The organism is Pradoshia sp. Z3_51, from assembly GCF_058215915.1.
This window is the reverse complement of record NZ_JBZAJC010000004.1, coordinates 185,058-204,293: the sequence shown is the minus strand read 5'-3', so window position 1 is coordinate 204,293 and position 19,236 is coordinate 185,058. Positions and strand designations below refer to the sequence as shown.

The 19,236-nt window shown below is 42.3% G+C and carries 20 protein-coding genes; all 20 read right to left on the bottom strand.

Annotation, left to right across the window (positions count from 1 at the left end; all coding sequences use genetic code 11):
- Window positions 1-2 precede the first annotated feature (2 nt).
- Window positions 3-1,523 (bottom strand): NADH-quinone oxidoreductase subunit M, encoded by a 1,521-nt coding sequence (locus tag AC4BHA_RS10350; protein ID WP_139892087.1) that lies wholly within the window; start codon window positions 1,521-1,523, stop codon window positions 3-5.
- Window positions 1,520-3,385, bottom strand: a complete 1,866-nt coding sequence (gene nuoL, locus AC4BHA_RS10345) for an NADH-quinone oxidoreductase subunit L (protein WP_490558511.1) — start codon at window positions 3,383-3,385, stop codon at window positions 1,520-1,522. Before nuoL ends, AC4BHA_RS10350 begins: the two co-directional genes overlap by 4 nt.
- Window positions 3,386-3,451: 66 nt before the next feature.
- Complete coding sequence (gene nuoK, locus AC4BHA_RS10340; RefSeq protein ID WP_066103278.1) at window positions 3,452-3,766, bottom strand: NADH-quinone oxidoreductase subunit NuoK; 315 nt, start codon at window positions 3,764-3,766, stop codon at window positions 3,452-3,454.
- On the bottom strand, window positions 3,763-4,314 hold the full coding sequence (locus AC4BHA_RS10335; protein WP_490558510.1) for an NADH-quinone oxidoreductase subunit J: 552 nt from the start codon (window positions 4,312-4,314) through the stop codon (window positions 3,763-3,765). Before AC4BHA_RS10335 ends, nuoK begins: the two co-directional genes overlap by 4 nt.
- The gene (gene nuoI / locus AC4BHA_RS10330; protein WP_066103287.1) at window positions 4,314-4,730 is read right to left on the bottom strand and encodes an NADH-quinone oxidoreductase subunit NuoI; all 417 of its coding nucleotides are present in this window, start codon (window positions 4,728-4,730) and stop codon (window positions 4,314-4,316) included. The genes AC4BHA_RS10335 and nuoI overlap by 1 nt, the downstream gene beginning before the upstream one ends.
- 33 nt (window positions 4,731-4,763) lie before the next feature.
- Window positions 4,764-5,765 (bottom strand): NADH-quinone oxidoreductase subunit NuoH, encoded by a 1,002-nt coding sequence (nuoH, locus tag AC4BHA_RS10325; RefSeq protein WP_139892084.1) that lies wholly within the window; start codon window positions 5,763-5,765, stop codon window positions 4,764-4,766.
- On the bottom strand, window positions 5,765-6,865 hold the full coding sequence (locus AC4BHA_RS10320; RefSeq protein WP_066103293.1) for an NADH-quinone oxidoreductase subunit D: 1,101 nt from the start codon (window positions 6,863-6,865) through the stop codon (window positions 5,765-5,767). Before AC4BHA_RS10320 ends, nuoH begins: the two co-directional genes overlap by 1 nt.
- A 6-nt stretch (window positions 6,866-6,871) precedes the next feature.
- Window positions 6,872-8,227 carry an NADH-quinone oxidoreductase subunit C gene (locus tag AC4BHA_RS10315; protein WP_490558509.1) on the bottom strand — a complete coding sequence of 452 codons (1,356 nt, stop codon included), beginning with the start codon at window positions 8,225-8,227 and terminating at the stop codon, window positions 6,872-6,874.
- Window positions 8,228-8,740, bottom strand: a complete 513-nt coding sequence (locus tag AC4BHA_RS10310) for a NuoB/complex I 20 kDa subunit family protein (RefSeq protein WP_066109280.1) — start codon at window positions 8,738-8,740, stop codon at window positions 8,228-8,230. It lies immediately after the preceding gene.
- A complete protein-coding gene (locus AC4BHA_RS10305; protein ID WP_066109283.1) occupies window positions 8,731-9,111 on the bottom strand; it encodes an NADH-quinone oxidoreductase subunit A in 381 nt (126 codons plus the stop codon). Before AC4BHA_RS10305 ends, AC4BHA_RS10310 begins: the two co-directional genes overlap by 10 nt.
- A 558-nt stretch (window positions 9,112-9,669) precedes the next feature.
- Window positions 9,670-10,077 carry a F0F1 ATP synthase subunit epsilon gene (locus AC4BHA_RS10300; RefSeq protein WP_066109289.1) on the bottom strand — a complete coding sequence of 136 codons (408 nt, stop codon included), beginning with the start codon at window positions 10,075-10,077 and terminating at the stop codon, window positions 9,670-9,672.
- Between the two features lie 28 nt (window positions 10,078-10,105).
- Complete coding sequence (atpD, locus tag AC4BHA_RS10295; protein WP_066109291.1) at window positions 10,106-11,527, bottom strand: F0F1 ATP synthase subunit beta; 1,422 nt, start codon at window positions 11,525-11,527, stop codon at window positions 10,106-10,108.
- A 60-nt stretch (window positions 11,528-11,587) separates the two neighbouring features.
- A complete protein-coding gene (gene atpG / locus AC4BHA_RS10290) occupies window positions 11,588-12,445 on the bottom strand; it encodes an ATP synthase F1 subunit gamma (protein WP_066109294.1) in 858 nt (285 codons plus the stop codon).
- 35 nt (window positions 12,446-12,480) lie between these two features.
- Window positions 12,481-13,989, bottom strand: a complete 1,509-nt coding sequence (atpA, locus tag AC4BHA_RS10285; protein ID WP_066109298.1) for a F0F1 ATP synthase subunit alpha — start codon at window positions 13,987-13,989, stop codon at window positions 12,481-12,483.
- 24 nt (window positions 13,990-14,013) lie between these two features.
- Window positions 14,014-14,550, bottom strand: a complete 537-nt coding sequence (locus AC4BHA_RS10280) for a F0F1 ATP synthase subunit delta (protein WP_066109301.1) — start codon at window positions 14,548-14,550, stop codon at window positions 14,014-14,016.
- Window positions 14,547-15,071, bottom strand: coding sequence for a F0F1 ATP synthase subunit B (gene atpF, locus AC4BHA_RS10275; RefSeq protein WP_066109304.1), 525 nt, complete (start codon window positions 15,069-15,071; stop codon window positions 14,547-14,549). Before atpF ends, AC4BHA_RS10280 begins: the two co-directional genes overlap by 4 nt.
- Before the next feature lie 143 nt (window positions 15,072-15,214).
- On the bottom strand, window positions 15,215-15,421 hold the full coding sequence (atpE, locus tag AC4BHA_RS10270) for a F0F1 ATP synthase subunit C (RefSeq protein ID WP_066109752.1): 207 nt from the start codon (window positions 15,419-15,421) through the stop codon (window positions 15,215-15,217).
- Between the two features lie 57 nt (window positions 15,422-15,478).
- Complete coding sequence (gene atpB, locus AC4BHA_RS10265; RefSeq protein WP_066109305.1) at window positions 15,479-16,189, bottom strand: F0F1 ATP synthase subunit A; 711 nt, start codon at window positions 16,187-16,189, stop codon at window positions 15,479-15,481.
- A gap of 7 nt (window positions 16,190-16,196) precedes the next feature.
- Window positions 16,197-16,577: an ATP synthase subunit I gene (locus AC4BHA_RS10260; protein ID WP_066109306.1), complete on the bottom strand. Its 381-nt coding sequence runs from the start codon at window positions 16,575-16,577 to the stop codon at window positions 16,197-16,199.
- Between the two features lie 426 nt (window positions 16,578-17,003).
- Entirely contained in the window at window positions 17,004-19,193 is a 2,190-nt protein-coding gene (locus tag AC4BHA_RS10255; RefSeq protein ID WP_140461891.1) for a S8 family serine peptidase, read from the bottom strand.
- Window positions 19,194-19,236 lie beyond the last annotated feature (43 nt).

Here is a 19,236-nt window from a genome sequence, read left to right as displayed (position 1 = left end):
TCTTAGTCACCCCCTATCCCTGTCATCATGTCAGCAATTTCAGCCTGAAGCGGTCCTTCCAGGATGGCAGGGCAGACGCCGATCAAAATAATAAAACCAAGTAATACAAATGCCAGTACCGCTTCGTTCGGTTTTAAGTCGGCGATGGATAACTCGTTCTTGGGCGCTCCAAATGTCATATTTAGAACGGCACGCAGCACGTAAACAGCAGTCAATACAATTCCTAACGTACCAATGGCAGCAAGGATTGGTTCGGTCTTAAACAATCCCATGAACGCCATGAATTCACTGATAAAACCGGACATCCCCGGCAAACCGAGTGAAGCCATCCCTCCTGCCAGTAAAATCCCCGAGAAAACCGGAATAGATTTAGCCAATCCACCAAGTTCTTTCAGATTTGTAGTTCCGACTCTTTCATAAAGAAAGCCAACCAGTAAAAAAAGCAAGGCGGCGATCAAGCCATGAGATACAACCTGAAATAAAGCACCCTGAATTCCTGCTGTATTTAATGCCCCCAGTCCCATAAGGACAATTCCCATATGAGAGATTGAGGAATAGGCCAGCACGAGCTTGAAATCCGTTTGTTGCAAAGCAAGCCAAGCACCATATAGGAAATTAATGACGCCAAGCAAAGCAATCCAAAAGGCCATCTCTTTAAACTCACCTGGGAACAATCCCATTCCAAATCTGATTAACCCATAAGCACCAATCTTCAGTAATACTCCGGCATGCAGCATAACAATTGCTGGAGGCGCCTGTACATGGACTCGCAGCATCCAGGAATGGAACGGAAAAATCGGCAGCTTGATTCCAAAAGCGATGACAATCCCCGTAAAGAGGATATATTTCAATTCTGTACTGATTGGAGCTAGAAGCGTCTGCCCGCCAACTGATAAGATTTGCCCCAATATCTCAATATTGGCTGTGCCGGTTCTCGCAAAAAGTACCATGATGACAAACAAGAGGATACAAGAGCCTAAGCCGTTATAAATCAAGAAGCTAAATGCGGCTTTTTCTTTGTCGAAATAACCCCATTTCCCAATCAAGAAGAACATGGCCACCAAGGTAACCTCAAAGAAGAGGAAGAATAAAATCAGATTCTGAGATAGGAAGACACCCAGCATACCAACCTCTAATAAGAGAAGAAGAATAAAATAGCCCTTCCATTCTTTTTTTATCTGAAGAACAGAGGCTAGTGCTGCCAATGTTGATAAAATCGCTGTAAGAATTACCATCACAAGGGAGATTCCGTTCAGGCTCAGTTCAAAGGGTATGGCATATAATTGACTTTGCCTAACTCCCCCGCCTCCTAATTGAAACCACTTATGAAAAACCGAAAACACCGTAAATTTCGTTCCAGATAGATATTCACTATATAGGTAGATTGTAAGAATCAATGGTGGAATGGTTCCCAATATACCTAATCGTTTCAGTGCGTTTTCATTGTTTTTCGAAACAAACATTAATCCAGCTATCCCTAGCAAAGGGGAGAAAACGAGCAAACTAAGAATATATGGGTTCATCTGACATACCCTCCTGTCCATGCAAAGATCACAAGTACGGCAGCCAGGCCAATCAGAGCAATCGTCCCATATATCTGCATTTGGCCATTATGCGCATTGGCACCTTTAGTAGCGCCAAAATTGATCAAGTAAGAAACAGATGACACAATTCCCTGCAGGATATATTTTTCAACCCAGGAGAGAATCATTCCGAAGCCCTTCACCATCCGCACAATTGTAAACTCGTAAAATTCATCGATATAAAATTTGTTCTCCAGTATTTGATAAAGCGGTCCCGGAACTTCCTTCTCCACACCGACACTTTTCCTTTTACCATAAATCAGCCAGGCGGTGCCGCTTCCAATTAAAAAGGCAAGAGTTGCCACAATAGGTATCCAAATTGGCCCCTCTATATGTGCATGGTCCAGATATCGGTTCCCATCAGCCAGCCAATCCCCAAGAAAAGTTCCAAACCACGGGGTGTTAACATAGCCTGCAAAGATAGAAAGTACAGCAAGTATCATCATCGGAGCTGTCATGGAACCAGGTGATTCCTGCACATCCTTTGTTTCATTACATGATGGTCCCCAAAATACGATAAAGAACAGGCGGAACATATAAAAAGCCGTCAAAATGGATGTTAGTAATGCAACTATAAATAGGACGGTATGGCCGCTCTCCCAAACAGATATAAGAATCTCATCCTTACTAAAGAATCCTGATAGGAGTGGAAATCCGGTTAAGGCCAATGTCCCGATTAAAAACAATGGACCAGTTCGCCGTAATTTTTTCCACAAGCCACCCATCTCGTCGATATTTTGAGTATGAACAGCATGGATGACACTGCCGGCTGCCAGGAACAATAGTGCTTTAAAAAATGCATGAGTCGTTAAATGGAATACACCGGCCACATAGCCTGCTGTCCCAAGTGCGAGCATCATATAGCCGAGCTGGCTGACCGTGGAGTAAGCCAAGATCCGTTTAATATCCTTTTGGACTGTGGCAATTGCAGCGGCAAAGATGGCTGTAAACGCACCAACAATCGCTACAGTCAGCATGGCTGTTTCACTCGCTGCAAACAGAGGAAACATCGTTGCGACTAAATAGACGCCGGCTGCCACCATGGTAGCGGCATGGATTAATGCCGATACGGGAGTCGGGCCTTCCATCGCGTCAGGAAGCCATGTATGTAATGGAAACTGGCCAGATTTCCCGATAGCACCAATAAAAATCAACAGCGCTGTGGCTGTAATCCAGCCTGAAGTCAGGACTCCATTTTCTACAGCTGAGAAAATCGCTTCATACTCAAAGCTGCCTGTTTTCCAGAATAAGATGATAATGCCGATTAAAAGTCCGATATCTCCAATTCTGGTCATAATAAACGCTTTTTTAGCTGCGCGCCTGGCAGCATCCTTGTAAAAATAAAAGCCAATCAACAGGAATGATCCCAATCCGACCAATTCCCAAAAGATATAGAGCTGCAGGAGATTCGGTGAAACCACCAAACCCAGCATGGCGAATGTAAACAGCCCCAAATAAGCAAAGAAAACAGGCACCCTTCCATCGCCTTGCATATACCCAATTGAATAAATATGTACCAGTAAGCTTACAAGTGAAACAATCACCAGCATCAACGCATTTAATTGGTTTACCTCTACCCCCATTGTCACTTGGTTCTCACCAATTCTTAGCCAATCCACTACAGAGCGATAGTCTGGTGATTGAAGGCGGCCAATGAGAACCAGGAGGGAGAAAAGGAAAGTAAGTAACGTGAAGCCAATCCCTATGTATGCACTCGAAGCCTTCAGCCTCTTTCCAACCACAAGCAGAAGCACAAATGACAGGAGCGGGAAAAGAGGAATGACCCATACAAGCTTCATCATATAAACATTTCCCCTTATGATTGAAGAGCAGCAGTTCCCCTCTTCAATTCGTGTTATCCATTGACGTTAATTTTTCAATGTGTCCATTTCATCTATATTGACAGTTTTTCGATTCCGATAAAGTGAAAATAAAATCGCGAGTCCTACTGCAGCCTCGGCAGCTGCTACTGCAATCGCAAACAAAGCAAATACCTGCCCGGTTATGGCAGGGGCCGGTCCAAGCTTACTGAAAGCTACTAGATTGATATTCACGGCATTTAGCATTAATTCAATCGATACGAGGACAATAATTATATTTCGCTTTGTCAGAGCACCATAAAGCCCAATACAGAATAGTGTCAACGCTAGTGTTAAATAGGCAGGAAGCGGAACTGAAGTCATTTCTCCTCCTCCTTCTGAGAATCTTTTTTCGCCAATACGACAGCACCTACCAAGGCAACCAGCAGCAATACGGATACAAGCTCAAATGGAATCACAAATTTCGTATAAATAGCAATCCCAATTTTCTCTGTATTATTTAAATGCAGGGTACTCGATTGACTGACCAGATCTGTCTCGCCGCTCGCTGTATTGACAGTCTCTGCAAAGTTTAAATTATAAATGCCTGCATAGACTGCACCTGCAAAGCCCAAAACCCCTATTAGGACAAAGGCTTTCCTCCACATGCTTGCCTTTGTTACACTTGGGTCGCGGTGATTGGTCAGCATAATTCCAAAAAGCATAATGATTGTGATTGCTCCAGAATAAATCATGATTTGGACTACTGCCACAAACTCTGCTGACAGTAACACATAGATTCCGGCAATGCTGATAAAGGTAAACACAAGTGACACCATCATATGCATGACCTTGGTTAGATGGATCATCAGCACAGCGCCGCAGATTGCTATTAATCCCAGCACAATGAATGCTGTCATTTCTCCACTCATTATTGATTCACCTTTCGAATATTTTCGTCATTTTCATCAAGCCACTCCAGATTCTTAAATAACTCATCCCGGCTATACTCCGCCAGTTCAAAATTATTCGTCATTACAATGGCTTCAGTTGGACAAACCTCTGTACATAAATCACATAGTATACAAATCTCAAAATTTATATCATAGGTATCGATAATTTTGCCTTTTTTAGTAGAGTCAGGGTGTTTTTTACCTGTCAGATGAATACAATCTGTTGGACAAATATTCATACATTGATTACATACAATGCATTTTTCGGGATAAAATTTTTGAATGCCGCGGAAACGATCGGGTACCATAATCGACTCATTTGGATAATCGTAGGTCACTTTTTCACGAGATAAATTCTTCAGTGTGTACTTCAGACCCTTAGCTAAACCGAACATTTTTTTCTCCCTCCCTCTATTACTCTCTCTATCTTAGGCTATTATTTTTATGACTAATGCTGTTACAAAGATATTTAGTAAGGCAACCGGCAATAACACCTTCCAGCCAAACTCCATTAAATGATCTGCTCGTAAACGTGGGAACGTCACACGAATCCAAACTAGGAAAAACGTGACCGCAAACCATTTCAAGCTGAACCAAACGGCACCTGGAATCCAATCAAGGAACGGGAGAGGCTGCCACCCTCCAAAAAACAGGATTACAGTCAATGTGGCCATCGCAAACATGTACACATACTCTGAAAGCATAAAGAATGCCCATCTAAAACCCGAATATTCAACATGAAATCCTGCTACCAGCTCCGATTCAGCCTCGGATAAATCAAAAGGAACGCGATTTAATTCTGCTACTGCCGCTATCAGAAAGACAACAAACGCAATTGGCTGGCGGATAATATTCCAAACACCTGCCTGGGATTCTACAATATCATTTAAATTTAAGCTGCCTGTTAAGAGAACAATCCCAATCACAGACATGACGAGCGGAACCTCATAGGAAATCATTTGTGCACCTGCACGCATCCCGCCCATTAAGGAATATTTATTATTGGAAGCCCATCCTGCTGCCAATATCCCAACTGTACTAACCCCAGATACTGCAATATAATAGAGCAACCCTACACCCAAATCCGCAAATTGCAGAGCTTCTGTGAATGGCAATGTAGCTACAACAACCATCGCAGGTGCAAACGCAATAAAGGGAGCCAATTTAAACAATGGTTTATCAGCCTGATCCGGAATCGTATCTTCCTTAAGTAGCAATTTGAGGACATCTGCAACTGTCTGGAGTAAGCCCCATTTCCCTCCAAGCTGATTGGGTCCATGGCGCAGCTGCATATACCCCATAACCTTTCGCTCTGCTAAAATGGCAAATGTCACGAATCCCAGTATGACGAACATGAGTACAATTGCCGAACCAGCAAAGACTGCAAATGAACTCCAGCTCGGAGTTGAGGTAAGTAAATTTTGAATCATTACCCATCAACCTCCCCAAGGACAATATCAATTGCACCCAATATTGCAACCAGATTGGCGATATTTTCTCCCTTTAATAACTTCGGCAAAATTTGCAGGTTGTAAAAAGACGGGCGCCTGAATTTAAGACGGTACGGCTCTTTTTTTCCCTCGCTCGCTATGTAACAACCGATTTCTCCTCTTGGTGATTCAATTCGGACGTACCCTTCCCCTTTTGGCGGCTTTATTATTTTTGGAACCTTAGCCATAACAGGCCCATCAGAAGGAAATTGTTCAATACATTGTTCAAGAATCTTTAAGGATTCTTCGATTTCATCCAGACGAATTTCATATCTGGATAACACATCCCCTGTTTCACGTGTAACTATTTTAAAATCAAAACGGTCATAAATCGAATAAGGAGCCGTTTTTCGTAAGTCCTGTTTCACACCTGTGCATCTTAAATTTGGACCGCTTAATGAATAGGCAATCGCTTCTTCAGCGGAGTAAATTCCTATACCCTTCACCCGTGTCAAAAAGATCTCATTTCCGCTTACCAGTTGACGGTATCCCTGCAGCTGTTCACGCATATATGGAATAAATTCAGCCACCTTTTGAATCCATCCATCCGGTGCATCCCATTTCACACCACCAACACGCATATAATTAAATGTCAGTCGGGCACCAGATAGCTCATTCAGGAAATTAAGAATCATTTCCCTTTCCCTGAATGCATAGATAAATGGACTGGTCGCTCCCAAATCCAGCACGAATGTCCCCCATGCCACAAGATGGCTCGATATCCGCCCCAGTTCCATGGCCATAACCCTTAAATACTCAGCCCGGTCCGGCACTTCAATCTTCATCATTGTTTCGACCGCATGGCAGAGCACATAGTTATTGGTCATGGCAGATAAATAATCAAGCCGGTCGGTGTAGGGAATAATTTGAGTGTATTGCAGGTTCTCCGCCAGCTTTTCCGTTCCTCTATGTAAATAGCCAATAACCGGTTTTGCCTCGGTAATGATTTCTCCATCAATTTTAACGACAATCCGCAGAACACCATGTGTACTTGGATGCTGCGGCCCTACATTCAAAAGCATTTCTTCCGTTCGAATCATGCCCTCCTACACCTCCACATCATCATACTGCTCATAATCCTTGCGCAGTGGATGACCAACCCAGTCTTCCCCAAGTAGTATTCGTTCTAAGTTCGGATGGCCTGTAAACGTTATGCCCAGCAAATCATATATTTCTGACTCTGCCCAATTTGCACCTATCCATAACGGCACGACAGATTCCAGCTCTGGCTGCTCTCGATCCACCTTGACCTTAATGACAATTTCACGCTGATATGGAAATGAATACAAATATAAATATACCTCGAAATGGGTGACAAAGTCTGTTCCGTGAATCTCAGATAAATAATTAAACTTCAGTTGCTCATTTTTTCGTAAAAATTCGAGAGTTCGATAGTATGCTTCCTTTTTTAAAACAATCGTTGGTACATCCTTAGAAAGCCTATTAATATAGGCATCTTCCAAAATTTCAGTTCCAATATTGGTTTCAAGTATCGTTCGATAGGTATCAAGCAGGGATTGATTTGGAGATGGCGCTTCTTCTGATGCAGGTGCGGATGTTTTTTCGGCAAGTTTTGATTTCGCCTTGGCTGCTGCCGCGGCTTTTGCCTTTGCTACTGCAATTGCTTTGGCTTTTTCTGTTTCTTCTAGTGGTTTGGTGGATTCGGTGTCTCCCTCTGTCCGTTTTTGCTTCGCTAATGCAGCTGCCTTTGCCTTGGCTGCGGCTGCCGCCTTTGCTTTCGCGAGGGCGATGGCTTTTTCTTTTTCTGTTTCCTCTGACGGTGTGGCGGATTCAGAGTTTGCTTCTCCATCTGTGCGTTTTTGCTTCGCCAATGCTGCCGCTTTTGCTTTCGCGAGGGCGATCGCTTTTTCTTTTTCTGTTTCCTCTGGCGATGTGGTGGATTCAGAGTTTGCTTCTCCCTCTGTTCGTTTTTGCTTCGCCAATGCAGCTGCCTTTGCCTTGGCTGCGGCTGCCGCTTTTGCTTTCGCGAGGGCGATGGCTTTTTCTTTTTCTGTTTCCTCTGGCGGTGTGGCGTTCTCGGAGTTTGCTTCTCCCTCTATTCGTTTTTGCTTCGCTATTGCGGCTGCTTTTGCCTTGGCTGCGGCTGCTGCTTTTGCTTTCGCGAGGGCGATGGCTTTTTCTTTTTCTGTTTCCTCTGGCGGTGTGGTGGACTCAGAGTTTGCTTCTCCCTCTGTCCGTTTTTGCTTCGCTATTGCAGCTGCCTTTGCCTTGGCCGCGGCTGCCGCTTTTGCTTTCGCGAGAGCGATATCATCTTTATCTTGATGAGGATCTGCTTTAGGTGATTGCTCGGAGGATTGCTTTTCAGCAAGCTTTTGTTTGGCTGCTTCCTTCGCCTTTTCTGCTGCCTCTTTCTTTTGCTGGGATAAGTCTTTTTCGCTCAACTACAACACCTTCTTCCCAGTTTTTGCCTCATATTTAATCTTTTCCTTCAATTTATTGATTCCATATATGAGAGCTGCAGGATTGGGAGGACATCCTGGTATATAGACATCAACCGGCACTATTTGGTCGACTCCCTTCACTACACTATAGGAGCGCACATATGGACCTCCTGCGGTAGCACAGGAACCCATCGCGATGACCCACTTCGGTTCAGGCATTTGGTCATACAGTCTTCTTAAAATAGGAGCCATTTTCTTTGTCACAGTCCCTGAAACAATCATGACGTCTGATTGACGTGGAGATGTACGAAAAAAGGAACCAAATCGATCAACATCATAATGCGAGGAACCAACAGCCATCATTTCAATAGCACAGCATGCCAGTCCAAATGTAAGTGGCCATAGGGAATTTCCTCTCGCCCATCCCTTTACCTGTTCCAGTGTTGCCAAAAATATCGTACGTTGCAGTTCATCCTTCTCCCTTGGAGAGAGCTCTTCCAATTTTAATTCCATTTCAGCACCTTCTTTTTCCAGGCATAGAGTAATCCAAGTACAAGCATCAACACAAAAATCAGCATTTCAATTAATGCAAATACGCCTAATTTTTCATAGGCTACCGCCCATGGATAAAGAAATACGGTCTCTACATCAAATAAAACAAACAGCAGGGCAAAGATATAATAACGTACATTAAATTGAACCCTTGAATCATGAAAGGGCTCCAAGCCACTTTCGTAAGTTGTACCTTTTGCGTCGGTAGGTTTGTGAGGTCTTAATAACTTTCCCAAAGACAATGCTACAATTGGAAGCAATATTCCAAGGCATAAAAAAACCAGAACGATTATATAATTGTTCTGATACCAATGTAGTGATGCCAATCTCATCCCCCCATTTTCCCCACTAAAATTTTCTAAATATTCAATATGTAACCGTATACATTATAACATTCTGATATATACGTGTCGATATGATATGGTGATTTTGGTCATACCACTTTTATCTCAATTTTTATTGGATAGGTGGGGATGATAGGTGGCTCATAGGTAGTTGATAGCAGAGCTTTCTACGACCTTCTACATACCTTTGACCGACCTTTACCCCGGTATAGGTGGGGCATAGGTGCCTGATAGGTACCCCAGAGCTCCTTTCCCCCACCTTTCACACACCTATGACCGGCCTTTACCCCAGTATAGGTAGGGCATAGGTGCCTGATAGGTACCCCAGAGCTCCTTTCCCCCACCTTCCGCATACCTATCACCGATCTTTCACCCATCTACCACCGACCTATGACCGACCTCCCACCGAACCAACAGCAAGAGACAAAGTCCTCTCATCCCACTTGTTCCATTCTTCCTTCCTCATATCCTATATATATTTCTCATTTGCCAAGTTATGTACAAAAAAACTCCAGGGGCCCCTCTCCCCTGGAGTTTATTCAACGTTTAACGTTGTCTTTGTTCAGCAATATCTAGACGGTTTAAAGCACGCTTAAGTGCCAATTCAGCACGATGTGCATCAATTTCAACTTGTCTGTCTTGAAGTCGTCTTTCAGCACGTGCTTTAGCCTGTTTGGCGCGAGCAGTATCAATATCTTCAGCACGTTCAGCTGACTGTGCGAGTATGGTTACTTCTTCACCGTTGACTTCCATGAATCCACCGGATACAGCAACCCATTCTGTATTGTTACCCGTTTTTAAACGAACGGAACCGATATCAAGTGGAGCTACCATTGGAATATGTCCGGCAAGAATACCAAGTTCCCCCGTTTTTGCTTTCGTACTGACCATTTCTACTTCTTCATCCAACACAGGACCGCCAGGAGTAACTACAGAAACTTTAATCGTTCTCATATATGCGCCCTCCTATAAGATCCTTCGGTTAAGCCTCAACGCCCATTTGCTTAGCTTTTTCTACAACATCTTCAATGCGTCCAACTAGGCGGAATGCATCTTCAGGAAGGTTGTCGTATTTACCATCAAGGATTTCTTTGAAGCCTCTAACAGTTTCTTTAACTGGTACATAAGAACCTTTTTGACCAGTAAACTGTTCAGCTACGTGGAAGTTTTGAGATAAGAAGTTTTGAATACGTCGTGCACGGGCAACAACTAATTTATCTTCTTCTCCCAATTCATCCATACCTAGAATGGCAATAATATCTTGCAACTCTCTGTAACGTTGTAATGTAGATTGAACGCTACGGGCAACTTCATAGTGTTCTTCTCCAACGATTTCAGGAGAAAGCGCACGGGAAGTAGATGCCAACGGATCCACCGCTGGGTAAATACCCATTTCAGAAAGTTTACGCTCAAGGTTTGTTGTTGCATCTAAGTGGGCAAATGTTGTAGCCGGAGCCGGATCCGTGTAGTCATCGGCTGGTACGTAAATTGCTTGAATAGATGTAACAGAACCCACGTTAGTGGATGTAATACGTTCTTGTAATTGACCCATTTCTGTAGCCAATGTTGGTTGGTAACCAACGGCAGATGGCATACGTCCAAGCAGGGCAGAAACCTCTGAACCGGCTTGTGTGAAACGGAAGATGTTATCGATGAAGAAAAGTACGTCCTGACCTTGTGCATCACGGAAATACTCAGCCATTGTCAAACCTGTCAAGGCAACACGCATACGTGCACCAGGCGGTTCATTCATTTGTCCGAAGACCATGGCTGTTTTCTTGATAACACCGGAGTCAGTCATTTCGTGGTAAAGGTCATTTCCTTCACGAGTACGTTCTCCAACGCCTGCGAATACGGAGATACCACCGTGTTCTTGGGCGATATTGTTGATTAATTCTTGGATTAATACAGTTTTACCTACACCGGCACCACCGAACAATCCGATTTTTCCACCTTTGATGTAAGGTGCAAGTAAGTCTACTACTTTGATACCTGTTTCAAGGATCTCAACTTCAGTAGATAACTCTTCAAATTTTGGAGCTTCTCTGTGGATTGGATCTTTTTGATAGTTGCCTTCTAAAGGAGCATCTAAATCAATTTTTTCACCCAATACGTTGAATACACGACCAAGTGTTATGTCTCCAACCGGTACAGAAATTGGTGCTCCTGTATCGATTACTTCTGCATTACGGACTAATCCGTCTGTAGAAGCCATTGCAATCGTACGAACCGTATCATCGCCTAAGTGAAGAGCAACTTCCAAAGTAAGGTATTCTGCCTCATCAGCAGGCGCTCCTTTGGAAATGTTGATCTTCAGAGCGTTATAGATCTCAGGTAGTTTGCCGTTTTCAAATCTAACGTCGACAACCGGACCCATGACTTGAGTAACGCGTCCTATGTTCATTCCATTCCCTCCTATTTACTCTATGCCGTGTGAATGTTCGAATCTATATTTCCATTTTATCTATTCGAGTGCAGCGGCTCCGCCGACAATCTCGGTAATTTCTTGTGTAATTGCAGCTTGGCGTGCACGGTTGTATGTCAATGTTAGAGAGCCGATAAGCTCAGAAGCATTATCAGTTGCACTCTTCATTGCTGTCATCCGTGATGCGTGTTCGCTTGCCTTACCATCCAACAATGCGCCATATATTAAACTCTCAGCATATTGTGGCAGTAACACTTCAAGAATCTCTTCCTGGTTTGGTTCGAATTCGTAAAGTGTAGCTACAGCATCGCTTTCTACACTTCCAAGAGGTAAAAGTTTAGTTTCCGTTACTTCTTGGGAAATAGCACTAATAAAGTGGTTGTAGTACATATAGATTTCGTCAACAGTTTCGTCTGCGAATAACTTTACCGTACTGGCGGTTATTTCTTTAATGTCATCAAAGCTTGGCTGATCAGACAATCCGACCATTTCCTGGATAACGTTCATACCGCGGATACGGAAGAATTCACTTCCCACCCGCCCAAGAACGATAATACCGTATTCATCCGGGGATTTATGGCGTTCATTGATTGTCTGATAAACTTTTCTTAAGACACTACTATTATATGGTCCAGCTAATCCGCGATCGGAAGTGATAACCAGATATCCGGTTCTTTTCACAGGACGAGTGACCAGCATCGGATGAGATGCATCCGAGCTTCCATTCGCAATGCTCGCTACGACCTCTTGGATTTTCTCCATGTACGGTACAAAAGCTTTCGCGTTTGCTTCGGCACGATTCAATTTGGAGGCGGAAACCATTTGCATGGCTTTTGTGATTTGGCTCGTCTTTTTCGTTGATTTTATACGCGCATCTATATCACGTAATGATGCCATTTCTTCTCACCATCCTTTATTAAATGCCTATCCTGTTATTCCGATACAACAAATTGTTTTTTAAATTCAGCGATTGCTGCTTTCATATCCTCTTCTTTTGGCAGATCGCCAGTAGTGCGGATATGTTCAAATAATTCGTTGTGGTTACGTGCAGTCCATTCAATGATTTCAGCTTCAAAACGCCTGATATCAGCCAATGGAATATCATCTAAGAATCCACGAGTCAAGCAGTATAGAATTAATACTTGTTGTTCTACACGCAATGGCTTATGAAGATCTTGTTTTAATACTTCAACTGTACGTTGACCACGATTTAATTTCGCTTGAGTTGCTTTATCCAAGTCAGATCCGAATTGGGAGAATGCTTCAAGCTCACGGAATGATGCCAAGTCCAAACGTAGAGTACCGGCAACTTTTTTCATTGCTTTAATTTGCGCTGATCCACCTACACGGGATACGGATAGACCCGCATTAATCGCAGGACGTACGCCGGAGAAGAATAAATCAGATTGCAAGAAGATTTGTCCATCTGTGATGGAGATAACGTTTGTTGGGATATAAGCGGAGATATCTCCAGCTTGTGTTTCAACGAACGGTAATGCTGTGATTGAACCCGCACCAAGTGTGTCGTTCAATTTAGCAGCACGCTCCAATAGACGGGAGTGCAAGTAGAATACATCCCCTGGGAATGCTTCACGGCCTGGAGGACGACGAAGCAACAAGGAAAGCTCACGATATGCTGCTGCTTGCTTAGATAAATCATCATATACAACAAGGACATGCTTGCCTTGGCGCATGAAATATTCACCCATTGTTACCCCACTGTAAGGAGCCAAGTATAGCAATGGAGCTGGTTGAGATGCAGATGCTGAAACAACGATTGTGTAATCCAATGCACCATGCTTACGGAAAGTTTCAACTGTTCCACGAACTGTTGATTCTTTTTGACCGATTGCTACATAGATACAAATCATGTTTTCATCTTTTTGATTCAAAATGGTGTCAATCGCTACAGATGTTTTACCTGTTTGACGGTCACCAATGATTAATTCACGTTGTCCACGTCCGATAGGAACAAGGGCATCGATCGCTTTAAGACCTGTTTGTAAAGGCTCGTGTACAGACTTACGATCCATTACACCCGGTGCATTGTTTTCGATCGGTAATGTTGCAGTTGTAGCGATTGGACCCATACCATCAAGTGGTTGTCCAAGAGGGTTAACGACACGTCCGATAATAGCCTCACCTACTGGTACTTCCATGATGCGGCCTGTACGGCGTACTTCGTCTCCTTCTTTAATGTCGCGGAAAGGACCGAGGATAATAACACCGACGTTATTTTCTTCCAAGTTTTGCGCCATACCAACTACACCGTTTGAGAACTCAAGCAGCTCTCCGGACATGACGTTGTCCAATCCATGAACACGCGCGATACCGTCACCAACAACGATTACGGTGCCGACTTCACTCATTTCTATATCAGATTGATAGCCTTCAATTTGTTTCTTAATCAGCGCGCTGATTTCTTCAGCTCTGATGCTCATGAATTTCACCCCTAACTTCTAATATTAACCCAGCAAACGACGTTCCAAGCGTTCTAGCTTACCTGAGACCGTACCATCAAAAATACGGTTACCGATTCGCAGCTTGATTCCACCCAGAAGACTGCTGTCTACGATATTTTCAATGCGCAGTGCTTGTTTTCCAATTTTTTGGGCAAAAACCTTTGAAATGCCTTCTTGTTCCTGCTTCGTTAAAGGACGGACAGAATAAACTTTAGCATCGACTACACCTGTGTATTCGTTTACTAATAAAATAAACTCATCTGCCAAAGTCGCCACAATATCCTCGCGATGACGGTCTACAAGAATCATTAACAGGTTTTGAATAGATGGAGACATAGTAGCAAAAGCCGTTCTTATGGCGTCTTTTTTGCTCTCCATAGATACCTTTGGATGCTCAAGGAATAAAGTAAGCTCCTTGTTTGATAGAAATACTTCCTTCAAAGTCCGCATTTCGCCTTCCAAACGGTCTATTTGATTATCTTCCTTGGCAATTTGGAAAAGAGCATCTGCATAGCGTTTTGCTACAACTGTATTACTCATCGCTCTTCTCCTGCCTCTTGAATGTAATCGTTAATCAATTTTTGTTGATCAGCTTCACTAAGTTCTTTTTCAATCACTTTAGACGCAATTAGAACAGACAAGGATGCAACTTGCTCACGAAGTTGAACCATAGCTTGTTCTTTTTGCTGTTCAATTTCACGTTTCGCTGACTCTTTCACACGTTCAGCTTCCTGACGGGCAACAACGATGATTTCTTCGCGTTGTTTTTCACCATGTTTCTTAGCCTCTTCAATAAGAGATAAAGATTCCTGGCGAGCTTCTTTCAGCATAGTACGTTGTTCTTCTAACAAAGCAGCTGCTTCTGCACGATTCTTTTCTGCTACTTCAATTTCACTCGCAACATGTTCTTCACGTTGTTTCATAATGCCCATAAGAGGACCAAATGCGAATTTTTTCAGTAAAAGCATCAAGATGATGAAAGCGACTAATTGGAAGATGATATCTCCCGTATTTAGACCGCTATGCGCTGCAGCTCCAAGTACCAAATTATTAAATAACACCCCTATTTCACTCCCTTCAGAAGTCTTTACGGCTTGCTTTTTTATTGCATATACGTTTAAACCGTGAACTCACGGCCGGATTTTAGTAAACATAAAGGAATGGCGAAGATAATCCCTAGATTCTCCGCCATCAGTATTGTCAATTACATTACCATGAACGCGATAACAACCGCGATGATAGGAATCGCCTCAACTAAAGCTACCCCGATGAACATTGTAGTTTGAAGCATACCACGTGCTTCTGGTTGACGTGCAATTCCCTCTACTGTACGAGATACGATCAAACCATTACCAATACCTGCTCCAAGAGCTGCTAAACCGATTGCGATTGCTGCTGCTATAACTCCCAAATCCATTATGAAGTTCCTCCTTTAATTTGTATAACTATAGTTAAATTTTTTATATTATTAATGGTCTTCGCTGACTTTGTGGGCCATGTAAACCATTGTTAACATCGTAAAGATAAATGCCTGGATTGCTCCGATAAATATACTGAAACCTTGCCATACAATGGTTGGACCAATAGCAAGGGCACTGCTCCAGAAATCTGTTGCAAGAGATCCCGCCAGTAGGCTGAGTAAGATTTCACCCGCATAAATATTACCGAATAGACGCAAGCCCAGTGTGAGGGTATTCGCGAACTCCTCAATAATCTTAAGCGGAAATAAGAACGGCATAGGTGATACAAAGTTTTTACTGTACCCTTTAAAGCCTCGCATTTTGATACCATAGAAGTTTGTAAGGACTACGATCATTACTGCAAGGGTTAAAGCGACTACTGGATCGGCTGTTGGCGACTTCCACCATAGGTCTCCGTTATAAGTAACTGAGAATGGAAGACCAAGCATATTTGAAACAAATATGTACATGATAAGCGTCGTTCCAAGAACTAAAAAGCGCCCGCCAGTGTTCCAGTCCATATTGCTATTAATAATGTTTCTGACGAAGTCAATGACCCACTCCATAAAGTTCTGCATACCAGATGGCTTAACTGCCAATTTTCTTGTCGACAGTACGGCGATTAAAAATACAATCACACTTGCGACCGTAATCATCAGAACGTTACCAAGATTAAAAGTAAGGCCCATTAATTCGACTGTAGGTGCTCCATGATTCAATCTAAATTCACCTCTTTTCCCCCCGCCTTATGTTATGGATTGTTAAATCTATCATAATGACAAGGTAACCCGTCATTAATCCCAATACGACAAAAAATACATTAAATTGATCAGGATATCGCATAGCAATGGCGACAGCTAAAACTGCAGCTGCCATTCTTGAGATTGTCCCAAGTGATTTCATGCTGCTTCCCTCAAGCACTTTCTCACCTAATTGAGCAGTTTTTCTTGATAAAAGCCAAATATTATAAATACCAATTATACTGCCAAGTGTCATTCCCAAGGCTTCTGTTTTATAAGGGGTTACTCCCCATAGGATAACATAAATGGATAATAAGGTGAACGTGTACCTCAGATAGCGTCTGAAAACAATGTGGACTTCTAGCATTTGAATAGGTTTCTCCATTAAGAGTTATTTGAACGGATAGCATATACACCTTTCACTAACTAATCCGATCAGGAGACAATAAGGGGTTCCAATTGTTAGCGATTATGATTATAGCCACCTACCAATAAAATTCCGATAGTATTGGGCCGATCAATTATAATAAACCGGCAGACATTGTAAATCGTTGCAGAAAAACACTGCGATTATTATTTTGTATCGAATCAACTCAGATATGTATATTAGAGGTGTATAATCAACACAATTGACAATATAAATGGAAAATTGTCTGTCAATTTGAAAACCCTACCATTTATACCCTATGTAAGAATACAATAGGCAAAAATGATTGTCAATTCAGATAGGTGTGAAATCCATTACCTATACTAGAATAAATTATCAATTATGTTAAAAATAAGTGTATAAATTTCATTCTAACTGAAATTTCAAGTAATTTGTATTCTTAAGCACTACTTTTTGATGGTCTTTTTCAACTTCTGTCACAATTTCGTAATAATTTGAGAGGATATTTTCCGGTAAGTCGACTTTTTGTTTAAGTACCCCTCTTTTAACACCTTTCACTTCTACTAGATCTTTTATGTAAAGAAGTGAATCTGCATTATACAAGGTAAATCTTACAGAATCGGCTCCAAACGGTAAATAAACACTTATTTCCATCTTGCGATCGCCTTTCTCTTGAACAACCTCTACCCCTTCAGCAATTGGGTAATCAGGTTTCGTCATTGCAAAAATGTAAGGGATCTTGCGCACCTTATTTCTTCCCGCTTCATTGAGGTATAGATAACCATCATCTAGTTCACTTTTCTCTTTCCAATTATCCAATTCAAGCTGAACTTCCAGTTTCTTCTTTTGGCCTCCTTCAAGTACAAAAGCTAACGGCAGTTTCCATGTCATAAATCTTTCCTTACGTGGAATAGAAAAATAATATCGCTTTTTTCTACTACTTCTATTTTCTACTACTATATTCGCTTTATACATTCGACCATTGGTTGCCATGCCAAAAGTTACAGATGACGGAGCTAAAAATGTATCCTCTTGCAGTGCATCCTTCACATTTACCCGACCAGCTCCCTGTTCAAATGTATGATATATTTCATCCTTATCATTTTTCAACGATATAGCACTGGTCATTAAAGCCGATTTGATTTTTTCTGGGCTCCAATCAGGATGAACCTCTTTAATCAATGCACACACACCCGCCACATAAGGAGCAGCCATACTCGTTCCTTGCAAAGAAAGATACGTTCCGCCCGGTATCGTACTTTCAATTCTCACACCCGGTGCTACTACATCCGGCTTTATCGCTATGCTATGAATAACCGGACCTCTTGAACTAAAGGAGGCTAATTTCTCTTTTTCTTCTATATCAATTGTCCTACAGGTGAGTTGTCCATTTTCCAGAGCCTTTTTCATTTTTCGCCCATCTTTTTGCGAAACGGTGATTACGGGAATTTTTGAATTCATTTCGAGAGAAGCGCTTAATTCACCAGGTTCATTATTAAAAATAATTACACCCAGAGCTTCGGCATTCACTGCATTTTTTACTTTATCTTTAAATGATATTACTCCCCGCTCCACTAACACAATTTTATTTTTCGCATTGATATTTTCGTAATTCTCCCTTTTACCAAGGCCTGCATAAGTCATGATCATAGAATGTGAAAAATCCCACTCGGGGGAGCCTGCTGTTAATTGAAAATCAATGTCCGCCCATGGTTTCGTAAAATTCAACCTCTTCGATTTACCTGCATCTGAACTCGCCCCTACACTGATCGCTCCCCCTGATGTCCCAGGCGTACCTACCGTCCAAATACCCGGTCCATCATTTCCATTTGCTACAACAGCCACTATTCCCTTTTTAACTACCTTATCGAGCGCTTTACTTGTAGGAAGATCCGGACCATTCATCGTATCTCCCAAGGACAGATTGATAATATCCATCTTGTCCTTTACCGCTCTTTCTATTGAAGCAATGACTTGATCAGTTGTTCCGTATCCTCCCGGCCCTAGTGCTCTGTATGCATAAATGCTTGCTTCAGGAGCTATCCCTTTCATTTTTCCATTAGCCGCAATAATTCCAGCCACATGCGTCCCATGAATGGTTGCTTTTTTAGAGCTCCCCATCGTCTCCATTGGGTCCTCATCTTGATCCACTAAATCATAGCCGCCTTTATAGTTTGCTTTAAGATCAGGGTGCCTATAATCAATTCCCGTATCAATCACTCCGACCTTTACACCTTTGCCCGTAGCCTGAATTGGCTGGTTGAATTGAAGTTGCGGCTGACCTTTTGGCAGAGAATTCTTTTTAATAGTAGCTTTAATTGGACCCGATAGAAAAATAGCTGAAACTGATTCTTCCTTTTTTAATCTCGGTATTAATATAGAAGGTACGCTAGCAGAAAAGCCGTTGCACACTAAATTGAAATAATAGCGCGGTTTGATTGCTGGATACTTTTCTATCAGCTCTTTCGCCACTCGATGAGCTGATGTGTCTTTTACTGTTTCAATCATCACCACCTCTATATCCTCAGCAGAACTATGTGGAGCATATACTATTAATTGAATAAATATGAAAGCTCCAATTAAAATTTGCTTCAATGATTATCACATCCTTGTTTTTAGAATGGATTAACGGCAGTCT